Consider the following 16,490-nt stretch of genomic DNA (forward strand, 5'->3'; position numbering starts at 1 on the left):
CGATCGCCAATTATGGGCATGAGCAGTTGACCAATGCCGTTACCGAGGGACTCAATAATGTGATTCGGTATGTCAAACGGATCAGTTATGGGCTACCAAATTTCGCTCATCTTCGGCTCAGAGTACTAGCCCAAGCCATCTGACCACAAGAATTGTCAGAGTACCAAATTAATTATTTAAGTATATTTAAAAAGGGTGAGGTAAAATAAACTACTATTATCAAATAAAATAAATTTTACGGTAACAGAATCCACTACACGAACCCGGAATCCAGCCGTAGTTTTCGTTCCCGACTATCCATAAAAAGCTAATGAAAATCAGCATTATAAAGTTTTTCATTTATGTTATAACAGAAATGAAAAACGGAACTAAGTCCTTAATGGAATGACAGGATGAGACTGCTGAAATGGAAGAATACAACAGGTGCTGTTTCCATTACGGCCGAGAAGTTGTGGCTGGAGAAAGCACGTTGAAAAATACAAAGGCTTGAGCGACCCAGGCCGAAAAAAGCCTTACAATAGTCTGGCGTGAGGAGTGGCGGGTGTGGATTAGTGCCAGATAGCACAATCAGAGACCAGCACTGGCTTAACCCATGATAGGCTACAAATGAAGATTATTAGTTTATGAAAAATATAAAAAGGTAACTAATGTGGATGGCTGGTTTGCAGGCTTTCATACGCTACTGCGGAAATCCGGCATCTGCTTTAATTTCTTCGATCTGCTTGCGGTGTCGCTCCGAATGGTTGGCTATCATAAGTAAAGCCTGAAAAATATCAATCGTACCAAAAATCTTATTGTCAAAGTAGTGCGTCCTCAGGTCTTCCTGGGTGTTTTGACTAAAGTCAATGATGGCATCGCGAAGTTGATCGAAGGCTTGCAGTGCTCCGGCAGCGTCGCCAAACTGCCCCGTTGGTTCAGTACCGGCAGGAGCCAGCCGGGCATTCTTCCGACTGCGCATTGCTTTGATAACATCCACGTCTGATACGCTTATTTCAGCTCGTTTTTCCGGATTGACCGGGGTCTCCATGCCCAATTGAACACCCTTAAAAAGACGACTTTCAACCAGGGCAATGTGTTCTACACAAGCAGTAATAGACCATCGCTCTGCACTGGGTTTGTAGGAAAGCTGGTGGTCCGATAACCCTTCGAGCGATTGATGGATGGCAGACTGCGTCGTTTTTAAAATGTCGATAGCATAAGCCCGATCCTCACTGGTAAAGGGACCGGTTATTTCGGTGGGTGGGCGATTTTCCATCGTTTACTAATCGTGATTTTCTGAACTGTTTCAGCGGGCAAATTTAACGTAAATTGCTTCATCCGATTGGCCGTTGCTGAGCCCGTTTATCAATACGTACGCAACACTTTAAGCCGGTGATTTTTGTTTATCCGAATGTGCGGGTTGCTGATGAAGTGAAACAGCAGACCACTGCCCGCCAATATGCCCACGACGGGAAGGGTGTTACTATAAAATCCCCGATTGTTTACGATATCGGCTAACAGATAAACCCCACCTGCAATGGGGAAAATGGTGCCGGCCGCCGTTACGAACGGAATACGGCGATGCAATAACACTTTTTCCACTTCATCCAGCCGAAAGGTTACGGGCTCGTCACGATTCATAATTTCATTGGCCATCAGAATACTAAACGTGCTATCCGTTACATCGTAAAGCTGCTCGTTATATTTTTCCCCTCGTGCTTTGAAATGTAGTTCGTCACCAACGAAGAAACGATAGCGATGGAAACCGCCAAGCGCGTGATTTACATCCAGGGCCAGGTATCGGGAGGGGCGGAGTAAAGCCGTGTAGGCCGTTCCTTTTCGTTGTAGCAGTTGCTCCGTCGTGAGCGTATCACGCGGCTGCGCAAACACCGGGTCTCTAAATGAGTATAAAAAGACGATACTAAACAGGAAGGCAAGTTTTAACTTCATCGCAAATGGAGAGTAGGTTCTCCAATAACATGAAAAATACGGTAGATTGCCTAATTTTTAGAAAAATTTAACCATTCGCTCAGGGTTAGCTAAGTTTGCAGGCATGATGACTGCCAATCAACTCCGAACGTTTACCGAACAGATTTTTATGGCTATCGGCTGTTCTGAAACCGATGCCCTCCTGGCTGCTGATGTGCTGGTTAGTGCTGACCTGAGGGGCGTCGATTCGCACGGCGTGGCGCGTTTGCCGGGTTACATCCGATTGTACGACAACGGACGGATTAACCCTCAGCCTCATATTCGCGTCGTTCACGAAACCCCATCGACGGCAGTAGTGGATGGCGACCGGGGGCTGGGCCTGGTTGTTGGCCCCTGGGCTATGCAGGTAGCCATCGACAAAGCCCGCGTGGCTGGAACGGGCTGGGTAGCGGTGAGAAATTCCAATCACTTCGGCATTGCGGGCTATCATGCGTTGCTGGCCACGGAACACGATATGATTGGACAGGCCATGACCCATGCTGCCCCGCTGGTAGCGCCCACCTTTTCGCTGGATAAGTTACTGGGCACCAACCCTATTGCGGTAGCCATACCAGCCGCTACTGAACCTACATTTCTGGCCGATTTCGCGTCAACAGCTGTAGCGTACGGCAAACTGGAAATTTTGCAGCGGAAAGGTCAGGATATACCGGCGGGCTGGGCGCAGGATGCCGAAGGCCAGCCAACGCACGATGCCAATGCCATCCGTAATGGGGGTGCTTTATTACCCCTCGGCACCGACCGGGAGCATGGTTCGCATAAAGGGTACGGGCTGGGTGCTATTGTCGATATTTTTTCGGGCGTGCTGTCCGGTGCTAATTATGGCCCTTGGGTACCGCCCTTCGCTACGGCCGGATTTATGCAGGCCAACGAAGGGGTGGGCGTAGGCACCGGCCATTTCTTCGGAGCCATGCGCATTGATGCCTTCCGGCCTGCCGATGAGTTTAAAACCCATATGGATACTTGGATTCAACGATTTCGACAGGCTAAAGCTGTTGAAGGGAAGCAGGTGTTGATTCCCGGCGACCCGGAGCGGATGATGGAAGCAGAGCGGCTGGCCAACGGTATTCCGGTGGTTGAACCCGTCATGAAAAGTCTGGAAGAACTGGGCGAACGCTTTGGAATAAAATTGTAAAAAACCGACAGATGTCAACGAATTATCAAATTTTACGTACTCCATTCTCATGAATTATCGCACACTGGGCAAAACGGGCTTTACCATTTCTGAAATCAGCCTGGGCACCTGGCAGGTAGGGGGTAAATGGGGCGAACCCTTTAGCCACACTAATGCCGACCAGATTCTTAACAATGCCGTGCATGCGGGCATCAATTTTATCGACACGGCCGATGTATACGGCGATGGCGAAAGTGAAAAAGCCGTTGGACGGCTGGTGCGCTCCCGTTCAGAGCGTATCTATGTTGCCACCAAATGCGGTCGGCGGTTGCAGCCGCACACCAATGAAGCCTATCAGCCCTCCGTGCTTCGGGCTTTTGTCGAAGACAGTTTGCGAAACATGGGCCTGGAAACGCTCGACCTGATTCAACTACACTGCCCGCCAACCGATGTCTACTATCGACCAGAAATCTTCGAACTGTTCGACCGATTGAAAGAGGAAGGCAAAATTCAGCATCTGGGTGTCAGCGTTGAGAAAGTGGAGGAGGGCTTAAAAGCCATTGAATTCCCGAACGTAACGACGGTACAGATTATCTTTAACATGTTCCGTCAGCGACCGGCCGAACTATTTTTCACAGAAGCCGCCCGGCGCAACGTAGGCATCATTGTACGGGTGCCGCTGGCGAGCGGATTGCTCACGGGTAAGTTTGGCTCGGATACGCGTTTTTCGGCCGATGACCACCGGAATTTTAACCGGCAGGGCGCAGCCTTCGATCAGGGCGAAACGTTTTCGGGAGTGGACTATGAAACGGGCCTGGCCGCCGTTGACGAGCTACGAACTATTTTTCCAGACGACGTTACTTTAGCCCCCGATGCCCTACGCTGGATTCTGACTTTTGATGCTGTAAGCTGCATTATTCCGGGGGCTTCGAAGCCGGAACACCTCATCTCTAATGTACAGGCCTCAGAACGGCCGGCCCCTTCATCAGAACAGATGACTGCTGTAAAAAAAGTGTACGATACGTACATTAAGAACCCCGTTCATTACCGGTGGTAAGAAAGGTGCCTGTTAGGAATAAACGTAAAATCGCAAAAACGCCCGACCAATACTGGTCGGGCGTTTTTGCAAGGTTGAATAAATCAGAGAAGCCAATTAAGGCATCAGAACCGTGTCAATTACGTGAATCACACCGTTGGATTGATTTACGTCGGCGATAGTAACCGTCGATGTACCACCTTTGGCGTCTGTCAACACTACTTTCTTGCCTTTCACCATGGCCGTTAGCGTACCACCTTCAACGGTTTTAACTTCGGCTTTGCCACCGCCATCTGTGATCATTTTGATGAGATCGGCTGCACTTACTTTACCCGCTACAACGTGGTAGGTCAAAATCTTGGTCAGCGTAGCTTTGTTTTCTGGCTTCACCAGTGTTTCAACAGTACCTTTTGGTAGTTTGTCGAACGCTTTGTTCGTTGGAGCAAATACCGTGAATGGACCAGCACTCGACAGCGTCTCAACCAGACCAGCTGCTTTTACTGCCGCTACCAGCGTCGTGTGATCTTTCGAGTTTACGGCGTTCTCAATAATGTTTTTAGATGGGTACATCGCGGCACCACCAACCATTACTGTTTTCTCCTGGGCAAATGATACCTGGCTGATAGCCAACAGACTAACTAATGCTAATGTGAGTTTAATTGCTTTCATTTTCTTACTTTTTTTGTTTCGTTTAGTTTGTGAAACTGTACTTTTTGTTTGTGTACCCGTACTTTACCGTACGTCTAAGCAGAATGTTCAATCGTACAGCTCAATCTACGCAACTATGGATGTGTCTGGATTGAAAAATAGAGAAAATAATATGTAATTAACAGGTATTCAGGTAGTTAACTATTGAAATAAAAAAAATATAAATCAGGATATATTTAAAAACAGACCGCCGGACAATTGCCCGGCGGAACTGACTTCAGGAAAGTGGGGTGGATAGAAACGACGCTACAAAGTTGCTGTTTGAATGAATGCTCTGGTAGGGGAGATGCCACCGAATTGGGGCGGGTAAAGGTCCGTGCCGGATACGGTAATTTTCCCGTATTTTGAGGGTGGTTACCAAGAAAGTGATCGCTGCTTACTGGATAAATTATTGATTATCAGTAGTTTTTTCTAGGCCTATCGAATCGAAACTGTTTGAGTAGTTTTTATTAGTCTGTCTTAAATGCTACGTTCGCTTGGTACATCCATTAACCTTAAAAAATTGTAGTATATGGCACTTATCATTCCTACAGAGTTGGCTAGTAAACATGGTCTTTTACCCTGCTGGATGCCCTTCGTAGCATTGTGTTCTGTCGAGACTCTTTTCTTACTACTATATACCTCTATTGGCATTTTTTATCTTTTGCCTTATTGACACGCTAACACTCGAACCTTTAGTATGGGCTGTTCATTTTAGGATTTATATGGAAAATGGGGCAGGAGAAATTAGCACAGCCATAATTGCAGGAACGTTACTGATGCTGCTGTTGGTGACATTTCTTACTTCCTTTTTCTTCGTATACCAAAAACGGATGTTTAAACATCGACAAGACCTGGCAGAAGCTAGAGAAACTTACCAGCGCGAACTTCTCCAGTCACAGCTCGAAACGCAGAACCAAACACTTGAATATGTAGGGCAGGAACTGCATGATAACATTGGACAGATGCTGTCGGTAGCCATGCTGCACCTGAATGGGCTGGAAGAGGAACTAGCGCAATCTGCCCACCAATCGACGGTTCGGCGGATGGTGGAGAGTATTGAAGGAACTATTACGGCGGTACGGCAACTCAGTAAAACGCTGGACAAAAGTACCGTGAAGCGATTTGGGTTAATCGAAAGCCTGAACCTTGAGCTGGAACGAATCCGGCAAACGGGGCGCTACCAGACGAATTTGCAGGTATTGGGGCAACCCTATGCGCTTAGCGACGAATCCGGGATTATTCTGTTTCGGATGGCGCAGGAGTCGCTTAATAATGCCCTGAAGCATGCCCGAGCCAAAAACCTCACCATCGAAGCTGATTATCAACCCGATGCCTTCTCCCTCAGCATTGCCGACGATGGGCAGGGTTTCGACCAGACGGAAGTAGTCGCCCGGAAATTAAGTCATTCAGGGTCAGGGCTTCATAATTTACGCCAACGCGCCCAGCTATTGGGCGGAACCTGCACCATCGACTCGCAGCCGGGTGCCGGAACGCGTGTTTGCATTACGCTGCCACACCAGCCTGCCCAATGAAAAATACCCCAATCGGGGTATTGTAGATAGCAGGTTAACCGGCTACCTTTCAGCCACATTGATAACCCGCACTACGATTTATGACCACCACCATTGCCATCGCTGATGACCATAGCCTGCTGGCTCAGGCCCTGTCCGATCTTATTCAGAGAATTGAGGGCTACGACGTGCTGTACGTAGCAGAGAATGGTCGGGATTTGCTCCGTCACCTGAATCGGAAGCAGATTCCTGATATCGTTCTGCTGGATATCAACATGCCCGAAATGAATGGGTTCGAGACCGCCCAGTATTTGCAGCAACATCATCCCGACGTAAAAATAATTGTGCTTTCCATGTTCGACCGGGAAGAAGATGTGGCCAGGATGGTTCGGTTTGGCGTTCGGGGTTACTTGCTGAAAGGGTGCCGCCCGTCGGAGTTGCGGCTGGCACTGGACGATGTCAGTAAAAAAGGATTCCATTACTCCGACTTCCTGACCAATAAACTAATCCGCAATCTGGCCCCCGGAGACAAGAATGGCACCATGCCAAAACCACTTCTTAACGAGCGTGAACTTACTTTCCTTAAACTAGCCTGTAGTGACCTGACCTACACGGAAATTGCCGATATAATGTGCGTAGCCCCACGAACCGTAGACGGGTATCGGGAGGTTTTGTTCCAGAAACTGAATGTGAAAAGTAAGACGGGCATGATACTGGAAGCGTTGCGTCTTGGCCTGATCGAACTGTAGGGATCCCGAAATGAGGGCTATCTTTGCAGGAAATCGCCAGATCCATGCAGTTGTTTTTTCATCGGGTCGATCTTCGCCTGAAGCATACGTTTACCATTGCGCACGACAGCCGGGATGTGCAGCCCACGCTGATTGTTGAACTTCGCGATGGCCCATTCAGCGGCTTTGGTGAAGCTACCGCCACCCGCTACTACGGCATCACGATTGGTGGTATGGTAGCCTCGCTGGAAGCCATTCGCAGTATAATCGAAGGCTATGATTTAGTCGATCCTGAGCAATTCTGGGCTGCTATGCACCCGCATTTTGCCGACAACCCGTTTGCGCAGTGTGCCCTCGATCAGGCCGCCTGGGATTTGTGGGCAAAAAAACAGGGTCAGCCGCTCTACAAATGCTGGCAGCTTGACCCCGAAAATAGTCCCATTAGCGATTACACCATTGGGCTCGACACACCGGAGCGAATGGTGGAGAAAATGCAGGAGCGTCCCTGGCCACTCTACAAGATAAAACTCGGCCGACCGGCTGAAGATATCGAACTCGTGCGGACATTAAGGCAGCACACCGATGCAGTTTTCCGGGTCGATGCCAATTGTGGGTGGTCGGCAGCTGAAGCGATTGCAAAATCGATTCAGCTGCGTGATTTAGACGTCGAGTTTATCGAACAGCCCCTGCCTGCCAATGATTGGGAAGGGGCTAAAAAAGTGTATCAGCAATCAGTACTGCCTATTATTGCCGACGAAAGCTGCATTGTAGAATCAGACGTTGACCGATGCGCGGGCTATTTTCATGGTGTAAACATCAAACTAACCAAGTGTGGAGGCCTGACCCCCGCCCGGCGGATGATTGCCCGCGCCCGTGCGTTGAACTTGCGGGTTATGGTCGGCTGCATGACCGAATCGAGCGTGGGTATTTCGGCCATCGCTCAGTTACTGCCGCTCCTCGACTATGCCGACCTTGATGGGGCCATGCTCATTGCCAACGACCCCGCAGCGGGTGTTACCTTCGATTATGGCCGGGTGGTGTACGCAACCGAAAACGGAACGGGTGTTCGGCTGTTACCGTATGAACAGTCGGCAGCATGAGCGAATCAGGGCAACAGGCAGTTTTTACGGTCGATCACCTTCCGGGCCGCACTATTGAGCACCACGAAAAGTTATATCGCTTCTTCAGCGGTACGGCATACCTGGGTCTGCCGCAAAATCCGGTTTTTCAGCAATTGATGATTGACGCCACTCGTCGATATGGTACTGTTTTTGGCAGTTCGCGCAACGGGAATTTACGACTCGGAATCTATGAGGAAGCCGAAGCAAAATTGGCTGCTTTCATTACAGACAAACTAACCGCCCTGACTCTTTCATCGGGCATGATGGCGGGTCAGGTCGTCAGCAACTGGTTACGGGGGCAGGGTATTTCAATTATTTACGGACCCCATACGCACCCCGCACTCTGGCACGAGCCGGTCGTTAGTCTGCCCACCGGGGCATTTGCCCATTGGGCCGCACAGGTAACCGACCAACTTACGACGTTTCCTACCGGCCCCGTAGCCATTCTGGTCAACTCGCTCGATGCCGTTCGTTCGGTTTACTTCGACTTCGATTGGGTCGGAAACTTACCCGACGACCGGGACATTACCCTCGTTGTAGATGATTCGCATGGATTAGGCGTGTTGAATAACGGGCGGGGTATCTGGCCGCAACTTCCGAAGAAACCGAACGTCAGGCTGGTTGTTACAGCTTCACTGGCTAAGGCAATGGGGTTGCCGGGTGGGGCAGTATTCAGTGATGTAGCAACGATAGCCGAAATCCGTAAAACCGCCTTTTTCGGTGCCTGCTCCCCCATGGCTCCCGCCTGTTTGTCGGCTTTCATGAAGGCGGATATTGTGTATGCCGAAGCAGGAGAACGGCTTCGCAAAAATATCCGTCTGGCGGAAGAATTACTTCTGCCAACGGGCCTCTTTCAACACGCCGGTGGGTATCCGGTTTTTTTTACGGAGCAGGATGGCTTATATCCTTACCTGCTTCAGAAAGGTATCTGTATTTACTCGTTCGCCTACCCAACCGCGTCCGACCGGGCCAATACCCGCATCGTGATTAGTACCTTTCACGAACCCGGCGATATTGAACAACTGGCCAGACAGGTTTATACCTTTCTGGAAGCCGACTGACGAAAGATACTGCCGTTCGGGATGCTGATAAGTATGTTACAGCGACCGCAGAAAATCCAGACTTTGCGGAACCTGCTCCATCGAGCGTGAGGATTCGTCTTCAATGAAAAAGTGCTTCACTCCCGATTTTTTGGCCTGTTTCATTATGGCCGCAATGCCTACATCGCCCTTACCCAGCACAACGTTCGATTCTACGTCGGCACGGCCATTCTGACTATCGGGGGTACCGGGTTTACGATCTTTGAGGTGCATGAGCGCAAACCGTTTCGGGTACTTCTGTAACAAGGCTACCGGGTCGTAGCCGGGCATTTTTACCCAGAAAACATCCATCTCGAAACGGACCGATTTCGGGTCGAGATTTTCGGCCAGATAATCGAAAAAAGTGCCGTCTTTATAGGTTTGAAACTCGTACCCATGGGTGTGGTAGCATAAGGTCAGGTCATTGTCGGCCAAGAGTTTACCGGCCGTATTGAATACGTCTACGGCCCGATCTGCATCGTAAATGGTAAACGCATCACCAGCATGCGGAATCCAGGCACAAACGACGTATTTAGCCCCCAGGGCTTTGGCTTCGGCTATCACTTTGGGCACGTTTGAGTCCAGGTCCTCATAGCTTGCTCCGGTACTGATGGCTTTGATCTTGTTCTCGTCCAGTAATGTTCGGAAGTCGGTCAAACTAAGCCCGTACGTTCCGGCAATTTCAGCCTCCCGAAAGCCCATCTGCTTTACTTTCGCCATGGTGCCCGGCACATCTTTGGCAAACTGGTCGCGAAAACTGTATAGCTCTATGCCAACGGGTGCGGGTTTCTGAGCCAGTGCCGCCAGATTGCCCAGGAACAGGAAGGGGAGAAGGAAGTATACGTTTCTCATTATCAGAATCAGGCTAGTATTGTACAGTGTCTGGTGATAGTAATCTATCGTAAACGGTAAACCAGATACGGGCGACTATTTACCCGTTTGGGTCGTAAACGTACTTTCAAAAATCTTGTCGGCGTTACCCGTTTCGAACCCTTCGCGCCGGTGTTTCCGGGCAAGCTGACTGGCGGGTAGATGCTGAAACTGGGGCAACACCCGCCGTTCGGCGAATTCAACGTAGGAACCCGCAATGCGGTATATGTCGGCAGGCAATCCTGCACCTCCGGCAAATTCAGCGTCGATCAGTTGGGCTACGGTGGATGCCTGACGTAAATTCTCGTCCGGGCTGATTTTGATGGTACCTCCCGCCGAGTTGAGCCGGAACCCCCGATTTTCCAGAAACTGCACAAACTCCTCGATGGTGTTATAGCCCGGCTTGAGGTTATGGACGCTGATGGTGAAGTGGTTCAGGTAGTATCGGTTATAAATCACCCAGGCCGCGTATTCACTTTCCTGAAGCAGGGTTTTGTAATCAGACAACGTGGGCGTTTTCCAGAGCGGCTGATGTAGAAACTGGTCGACCGCTGCTCCATCGTCCAGATTCAGCGCATCAACCGGGTCGCTGTTTACGCTGCTGGTGTAGCGGTGGATTATGCGCTGTGCTTCGGATGACAGATCATCGACGCGGAGTTCGCTGGCAAAGATTCGGGGATAATGGGGTTCCGGTGGTGCGTACCAGTAGGCCGTTAATTTCTTCTCGATGAAGTTATACTCATCCCGGCGTTCGTAGCCATAATGCAGGAATACTTTCTCGAAAGAAGCCAGCCCCAGATTTGGCACGCCCATGGTTCGGAAGGCAACGTGGTCATTCTCCACGTCGCCCGCCGATTGAATGATACCGGCATCCAGCATAGCGTTGAACACATTTTGTACGTCGGGTACGCGCTCGCTGTACCGGCGCATCAAGCCGTTCAGCACGGTGTCGAGGGGTGTTTGTGAGGAAGTCGTTAGCATAAAATAGTAGTTTGTTATCCATCAATTCGTTTCCCACCGACTCCGGGCCAGCAGCATATCTTTGCCCGATTCGGTGTGAACAATCCGGTGCAGGAATGTCTGCGGGGTTTCAATGGCAGATTGTATCTGGACGGAATCCCCCCAGTGGCTTTCGGTCCGGTAAACTAAATCAATTTCGGTTAATTTTTTCGTTCGTAGTGTTTCATTATCAACGGTCTCGAGCAACCACTCGACATACGCTACGTTGTTGACGTGCTGATTCTGGTCGATACTTAGCCAGCCTACTACGCTTTCCTTCGTTTGAGTTGGTGTAAAAGGGGCTGACTGAAAGTCGGGTTTGAGTGGTAATTTAGGTAGATGGGGCAGACCCGTTGGGGGATTCAGGCTACGAATGAAATCGGGCATCGGTACCATCGTTCGTTTTTCAATGCTGAAAACGAGCCATGTACTGCTTGCTTCGGCGAGTAGCGTGTCATCCCCGGCCAGTACCCGAAAGTCGCGGTAGATAAAATACTTCTCCACCTTGGTTGGGTAGGTGACTATGCGAATAGTCTCGCCGTAGCGCGGGTACTGATGCATCCGCAGTTGAAAGCGCATGAGCATCCAGCCAACCCCCCGCTTTGCCAAATCAGCAATGCCAATGCCGTAATCGAGCGCATTTCGGTTGGCCGATTCCTGCATCATATTCATTAGTGCCGGAATGCTCATTCGCCCGGATGCATCGCATTCGTAGCCACGAACGGTAAAGGTATCTGTCTGGATAAAGGCCATACGACAAAGGTAACGGACGGTGGAGTAGGTGCGACGTGAAAAGCTCGTTTTGGGTAGCAGAAAACAGGATTGACGATTACTCTTCATCGAGTCGCAACAGCGTAGTTCCATCAGGAGTCCTTCACCTGTAAAAGGTGTTTATCGCGAACGTTTTCACTCCAATTCGATGAAAAAATGTTCAATCATGAATTCATTCAGCACAAGATTGTTTTTTATTTGTATAAAACCGTACAATTCGAAAGACTGTTTGGCATCTTTGCCGTCTGTACATATATTGTTCCATGAAGAAACAAAACGCCCGCCAATCACAATCGCTCAAAGGCATGACTCAGTCGCAGGGACAGTCTACGGCTAACTTTTCATTTGCTGATTATCAGACCGATAATTTCTTTGACGAGATGTTTGCCACCGAAACGCAGGTTCGGGAAGGGTATGTACCCTTTCAGCAACGGGTGGAGCAAATGACCCGCAAAGACCTGGTGGGGCGGCAGCACGCGGCCGAACGGGCGCTGATGAGCATGGGTATTACGTTCAACGTGTACTCGGAAGGAGAAGGTACGGAACGGATTATGCCGATTGATATTATTCCCCGCGTTATTGAATCGGCGGAATGGAATCAGCTGGAAGCCGGTCTTATTCAGCGTATCAAGGCAATCAATATGTTTCTGGACGATGTGTATAATGACCAGAAAATTCTGGACGATGGCATCGTTCCGCGTGACCTGATTGAATCCAGTAAATCATTTTTACCGGCTTGTCTGGGTGTAAAGCCTCCCAAAGGTATCTGGTGCCACATAACCGGTACGGATTTGATTCGGGGTGATGATGGTCAGTACATGGTACTTGAAGACAATCTCCGTTGCCCGTCGGGGGTGTCGTATATGCTGGAAAACCGGGAACTGATCAAGCAGACATTTCCTGAAGTATTGACCCAAACGGGGGTTCGCCCCGTGTCCGATTACCCGATGCGGCTGCTCCAGATGCTCCAGTTCATTGCCGACCGGCCCAACCCAACCGTAGTTGTCCTGACGCCGGGTATTTATAACTCAGCCTATTTTGAACATTCTTACCTGGCCCAGCAAATGGGGGTGGAACTGGTGGAAGCCCGGGATCTGGTGGTATCGGGTGGGTACGTTAAAATGCGTACGACGAAAGGATTTCAGATTGTCGATGTCATTTACCGGCGTATCGACGATACGTTCCTAGACCCGGAGGCTTTCAATCCCGATTCGATGATTGGGGTGCCGGGCATTTTTGAGGTGTACAAAAAAGGGCGCGTTGCGCTGGCCAATGCCCCCGGTACCGGTGTTGCCGACGATAAAGTGATTTATGCCTATGTGCCGCGTATTATCAAGTACTATCTGGACGAAGAACCCATCATTCCCAACGTTCGGACATACATCTGCCGGGAAGAAGAAGACTGTAAGTATGTGATGGAGAATATTGAACAACTAGTGGTAAAAGAAGCAAACGAAGCGGGCGGGTACGGCATGCTGATTGGCCCCAAAGCCACTCCTGAAGAACATGATTTATTCCGGCAGAAAATCAGGGAAAATCCGCGCAATTACATCGCTCAACCCACTATTTCGCTCTCACGGGTGCCCTGTCTGGTCGATGGACACGCCGAAGGTCGTCATGTAGACCTCCGCCCTTACATCCTGTACGGCGACAGTGTTAGCGTTATTCCGGGGGGACTAACGCGGGTGGCCCTGCGCAAAGGGTCGCTGGTCGTGAACTCCTCGCAGGGAGGAGGTGGTAAGGATACATGGGTGCTTTATTGAGGTTTATAGTGTCAATGATGCCGTTTTCTTCCGTCAGACGGTGATTTATTGATTTGAATTAATTAACCGCCGAACCAACAATCGCTTTTTCGCCGGATTGCGACCACCCCCAACCCCCTCCTAAAACAGGAGGGGACTTGAAAAAGGGAACCCTTCAGCGTAGCCCCCTCCTGTTTTAGGAGGGGGTTGGGGGTGGTCGCAATCCGGCGGTTATTTACATCAAATCAATAAATCACCGTCTGACGGAAGAAAACGGCATCATTGCATAAACTACAAACTCGCTACATTTGCCCTAACTTGTTTAACCTTCCCGCTTTGACCGATTTAAGTATCATTATTGTCAACTATAAGACGCCCCAGCTTATTCTGGATTGTCTGAAGTCGGTTTATCAGCATACGGCTGGCGTTAGTTTTGAGGTAATTATTGTTGATAATCAGTCTGAAGATGCCAGTCAGGCCATCGTTCAGGCCGCTTATCCCGCCGTGCGCTGGTTCGATATGGGCTACAATGCTGGTTTTGCCAGAGCAAATAATCTGGGCATCCGGCAGGCGCAGGGGCGGAATATTCTGTTGCTTAATTCGGATACGCTCCTGCTCGACGATGTCCTGAGCCACTGTGTGCAGGTGCTTGATACGCAGCCCGGTGTGGCCGCCGTGAGTGCCATTCAGTTACAAGCCGACCGGCAGGTTCGCCCCAATCTGTACACTACATTTGGGCAGATGCGCCGGGCTTTCTACATTCTGCCCGGTGGCGTAGCAGCCGAAAAATTGCTGCAACGGCTAATGCCCGACCCGCACTATCCCGACCCCAACCAGGTGGAGTGGTTGTCGGGGGCTTTCCTGATGACCCGGCCCTCCGTTATTGAAAAAGCGGGCGCACTGGACGAAAGTTTTTTCATGTACGGCGAAGATGTAGAATGGGGGTACCGGCTGGGAAAACAGGGACGGCTTCTGTTACTGCAAAACGAGAAGTTCGTTCATCTGGAATATGGCAGCAACAAAGACAATCAACAGTACGTAGTAACGCATATCAACCGCTTCAAATCGCAGGTGCAGGTGTCACAGCTGCTATGGGTGCGGAAGCAGTACGGCGTTGGGGCATATGTGGTGCTGATGCTGCATTATGTACTCATGATTCCGGTTGTGTTCATCTGGAAGATGGCCGTCAACCTCCGCGACCGGCGGCTTCCGTGGGCTGAACTCGATAATCAGTGGGCTTTTACGAAGCAGGTTGGTATATTTCTGCGGTTCTTCTGGAGAACGGTGTTTAACCAACCCGGATTTTATAAAGTTTAATCCGCTTTTCCGGAAGGCCGACGGCAATCAATACATTTTTGCCGGTAGAAATCGTTGTACTTGAAAACCAAATACTGCAATGCGATTTGTTTACCCGATTGGCCTTTTCTGTCTTTTCTTAGGTGCCTGCCTGTGGCCTCATGTCAGTCAGGCTACCCACGTACGGGCGGGTGAGATTACCACCAAACGAATCTCCCAGACATCACTTACCTATCTGATTACCTTCACGGCCTATTACGACGAAATAGGCGGCAGAGCCGCGTCTAATCAGGCCGACTCCTATACCTTTTGTTTTGGTGACGGCAGTACGCAGGAAGTGAGACGCAGCAGTCGAAGGTTCATCAACGGAAATACATCATCCGTCAACAGCTATACGGTTGTGCATACGTATCCCGGTCCGGGGGCGTACACCGTCGGCATAACGGTTCAGAATCGAAATCAGGGAACAAATAATTTGCCCCCGCCGGGTTCGTCACAGAATATTCCCTTTTATGTCTCGACCACGATACTTATCAACGCGGCCCTTTTGACCAACTCTACACCGGTGATGCTCAATCCTCCGCTGGATTCGGGCCGAGTGGGTCAGAAGTTCTGCCATAACCCGGCCGCTTTTGATGCCGATGGGGATAGTCTTGCCTATCGACTCAGTGTGCCCAAAACATCCACCACTCCCACCGGTTGCGTTGGGCGGGATATCCCGGTGTATCAGGACCCCACCCGCTTCAGCACCGCCAGCGAGGCCGGCGGTACGCCTACTTTCTCCATCGACCCCCGTACCGGCGAACTCTGCTGGGACGCTCCCGGCGAACCTGGTCAGTATAACTTCGCTTTCATCATTGAAGAATGGCGCAATGGGGTGCTTATCGGCGAGATTACCCGCGACATGCAGATCATCGTCGTCGACTCTAAAAACAAGCGGCCCCTGCTGGGCCCCATCCCCGACCTGTGCGTCGAAGCGGGCACGCTCATCAACCAGCCCGTCTCGGCCACCGACCCCGACGGACAGGCGGTCATCATTTCGGGTTTCGGGGGCGTTTTCAACGTTGGCCAGGATGGTACCCCCCTGCCCGCCGGGGAGCTTATTCAGCCCGCCTACGCCACCCTGACCCGGGGCGGCATCCAGCAGGCCCAACCCGCCACGGCCATCTTCAACTGGCAAACCAACTGCAGCCAGATTCGGGTGGCGCCCTACGATGTGACCTTCAAGGTGGCCGACGTGCCGCCCAAGCCCACCCCGGCCCTGGTCTCCTTCCAGACCTTCCGCATCCAGATCGTGGGACCCGCCATCCGGAACCTGACGGCCCGCCCCACGGCCACGGCTAATGGGCGGGCGGTGCAGCTCAACTGGGATGCCTACAGTTGCGGCAACCCCGGNACCACCATCGCCATCTACCGCAAGGAAGGCTGTGATGCAGTACCACCGGGTCCTTGTGTGACGGGTATCCCGGCGGGTTACACCAAGATTGCCGAGGTACCCGCCACGGCCACCACCTACACCGACACCACCGCCCTTCGCCGGGGCACCAGTTACGGCTACCGGCTGGTGG

At 50.8% G+C, this 16,490-nt stretch carries 16 protein-coding genes; 10 read left to right on the top strand and 6 right to left on the bottom strand.

The window, feature by feature from the left end:
• Positions 1-2: 2 nt before the first annotated feature.
• The gene (locus B157_RS40380; protein WP_084761756.1) at positions 3-143 is read left to right on the top strand and encodes a transposase; all 141 of its coding nucleotides are present in this window, start codon (positions 3-5) and stop codon (positions 141-143) included.
• Positions 144-679: 536 nt separating this feature from the next.
• On the opposite strand, the gene B157_RS0104310 is transcribed toward B157_RS40380, so the two are convergent.
• A complete protein-coding gene (locus B157_RS0104310; RefSeq protein WP_020602147.1) occupies positions 680-1,255 on the bottom strand; it encodes a DinB family protein in 576 nt (191 codons plus the stop codon).
• A gap of 89 nt (positions 1,256-1,344) precedes the next feature.
• Positions 1,345-1,929 carry a hypothetical protein gene (locus B157_RS0104315; protein ID WP_041951893.1) on the bottom strand — a complete coding sequence of 195 codons (585 nt, stop codon included), beginning with the start codon at positions 1,927-1,929 and terminating at the stop codon, positions 1,345-1,347.
• A 103-nt stretch (positions 1,930-2,032) separates the two neighbouring features.
• Here B157_RS0104315 and B157_RS0104320 point away from each other — a divergent pair, with 103 nt between their 5' ends.
• Positions 2,033-3,100: an Ldh family oxidoreductase gene (locus tag B157_RS0104320; RefSeq protein ID WP_026308484.1), complete on the top strand. Its 1,068-nt coding sequence runs from the start codon at positions 2,033-2,035 to the stop codon at positions 3,098-3,100.
• Positions 3,101-3,149: 49 nt separating this feature from the next.
• Positions 3,150-4,136 carry an aldo/keto reductase gene (locus B157_RS0104325; protein ID WP_020602150.1) on the top strand — a complete coding sequence of 329 codons (987 nt, stop codon included), beginning with the start codon at positions 3,150-3,152 and terminating at the stop codon, positions 4,134-4,136.
• A gap of 96 nt (positions 4,137-4,232) precedes the next feature.
• Here B157_RS0104325 and B157_RS0104330 read toward each other — a convergent pair whose 3' ends face one another.
• Entirely contained in the window at positions 4,233-4,784 is a 552-nt protein-coding gene (locus B157_RS0104330) for a fasciclin domain-containing protein (RefSeq protein WP_020602151.1), read from the bottom strand.
• 851 nt (positions 4,785-5,635) lie between these two features.
• Here B157_RS0104330 and B157_RS0104335 point away from each other — a divergent pair.
• The 4 genes from B157_RS0104335 to B157_RS0104350 all read left to right on the top strand — a co-directional run bounded on the left by B157_RS0104335 (position 5,636) and on the right by B157_RS0104350 (position 9,226).
• On the top strand, positions 5,636-6,337 hold the full coding sequence (locus tag B157_RS0104335; protein ID WP_157618304.1) for a sensor histidine kinase: 702 nt from the start codon (positions 5,636-5,638) through the stop codon (positions 6,335-6,337).
• 80 nt (positions 6,338-6,417) lie between these two features.
• Positions 6,418-7,065 (top strand): response regulator transcription factor, encoded by a 648-nt coding sequence (locus B157_RS0104340; RefSeq protein ID WP_020602153.1) that lies wholly within the window; start codon positions 6,418-6,420, stop codon positions 7,063-7,065.
• Positions 7,066-7,109: 44 nt separating this feature from the next.
• Positions 7,110-8,144, top strand: a complete 1,035-nt coding sequence (locus tag B157_RS0104345; RefSeq protein ID WP_020602154.1) for a dipeptide epimerase — start codon at positions 7,110-7,112, stop codon at positions 8,142-8,144.
• Entirely contained in the window at positions 8,141-9,226 is a 1,086-nt protein-coding gene (locus B157_RS0104350; protein WP_020602155.1) for an aminotransferase class I/II-fold pyridoxal phosphate-dependent enzyme, read from the top strand. Before B157_RS0104345 ends, B157_RS0104350 begins: the two co-directional genes overlap by 4 nt.
• A 36-nt stretch (positions 9,227-9,262) precedes the next feature.
• Here the strand turns inward: B157_RS0104350 and B157_RS0104355 are convergent, their stop codons facing one another.
• From B157_RS0104355 to B157_RS0104365, 3 genes are all read right to left on the bottom strand, one after another.
• Positions 9,263-10,096 carry a sugar phosphate isomerase/epimerase family protein gene (locus B157_RS0104355; protein WP_020602156.1) on the bottom strand — a complete coding sequence of 278 codons (834 nt, stop codon included), beginning with the start codon at positions 10,094-10,096 and terminating at the stop codon, positions 9,263-9,265.
• A 75-nt stretch (positions 10,097-10,171) separates the two neighbouring features.
• Positions 10,172-11,095, bottom strand: a complete 924-nt coding sequence (locus B157_RS0104360; protein ID WP_020602157.1) for a DUF1338 domain-containing protein — start codon at positions 11,093-11,095, stop codon at positions 10,172-10,174.
• A 21-nt stretch (positions 11,096-11,116) separates the two neighbouring features.
• Positions 11,117-11,866: an acyl-[acyl-carrier-protein] thioesterase gene (locus tag B157_RS0104365; protein ID WP_020602158.1), complete on the bottom strand. Its 750-nt coding sequence runs from the start codon at positions 11,864-11,866 to the stop codon at positions 11,117-11,119.
• 281 nt (positions 11,867-12,147) lie between these two features.
• On the opposite strand from B157_RS0104365, the gene B157_RS0104375 reads away from it, so the two are divergent.
• From B157_RS0104375 to B157_RS0104385, 3 genes are all read left to right on the top strand, one after another.
• The gene (locus B157_RS0104375; RefSeq protein WP_020602160.1) at positions 12,148-13,647 is read left to right on the top strand and encodes a circularly permuted type 2 ATP-grasp protein; all 1,500 of its coding nucleotides are present in this window, start codon (positions 12,148-12,150) and stop codon (positions 13,645-13,647) included.
• Between the two features lie 315 nt (positions 13,648-13,962).
• A complete protein-coding gene (locus B157_RS0104380; protein WP_026308486.1) occupies positions 13,963-14,943 on the top strand; it encodes a glycosyltransferase in 981 nt (326 codons plus the stop codon).
• 79 nt (positions 14,944-15,022) lie between these two features.
• On the top strand, positions 15,023-16,490 hold a 1,468-nt coding region (locus B157_RS0104385), incomplete at its 3' end, for a PKD domain-containing protein (RefSeq protein WP_020602162.1).

It is taken from the genome of Spirosoma spitsbergense DSM 19989 (genome assembly GCF_000374085.1).
GTDB lineage: Bacteria > Bacteroidota > Bacteroidia > Cytophagales > Spirosomataceae > Spirosoma > Spirosoma spitsbergense.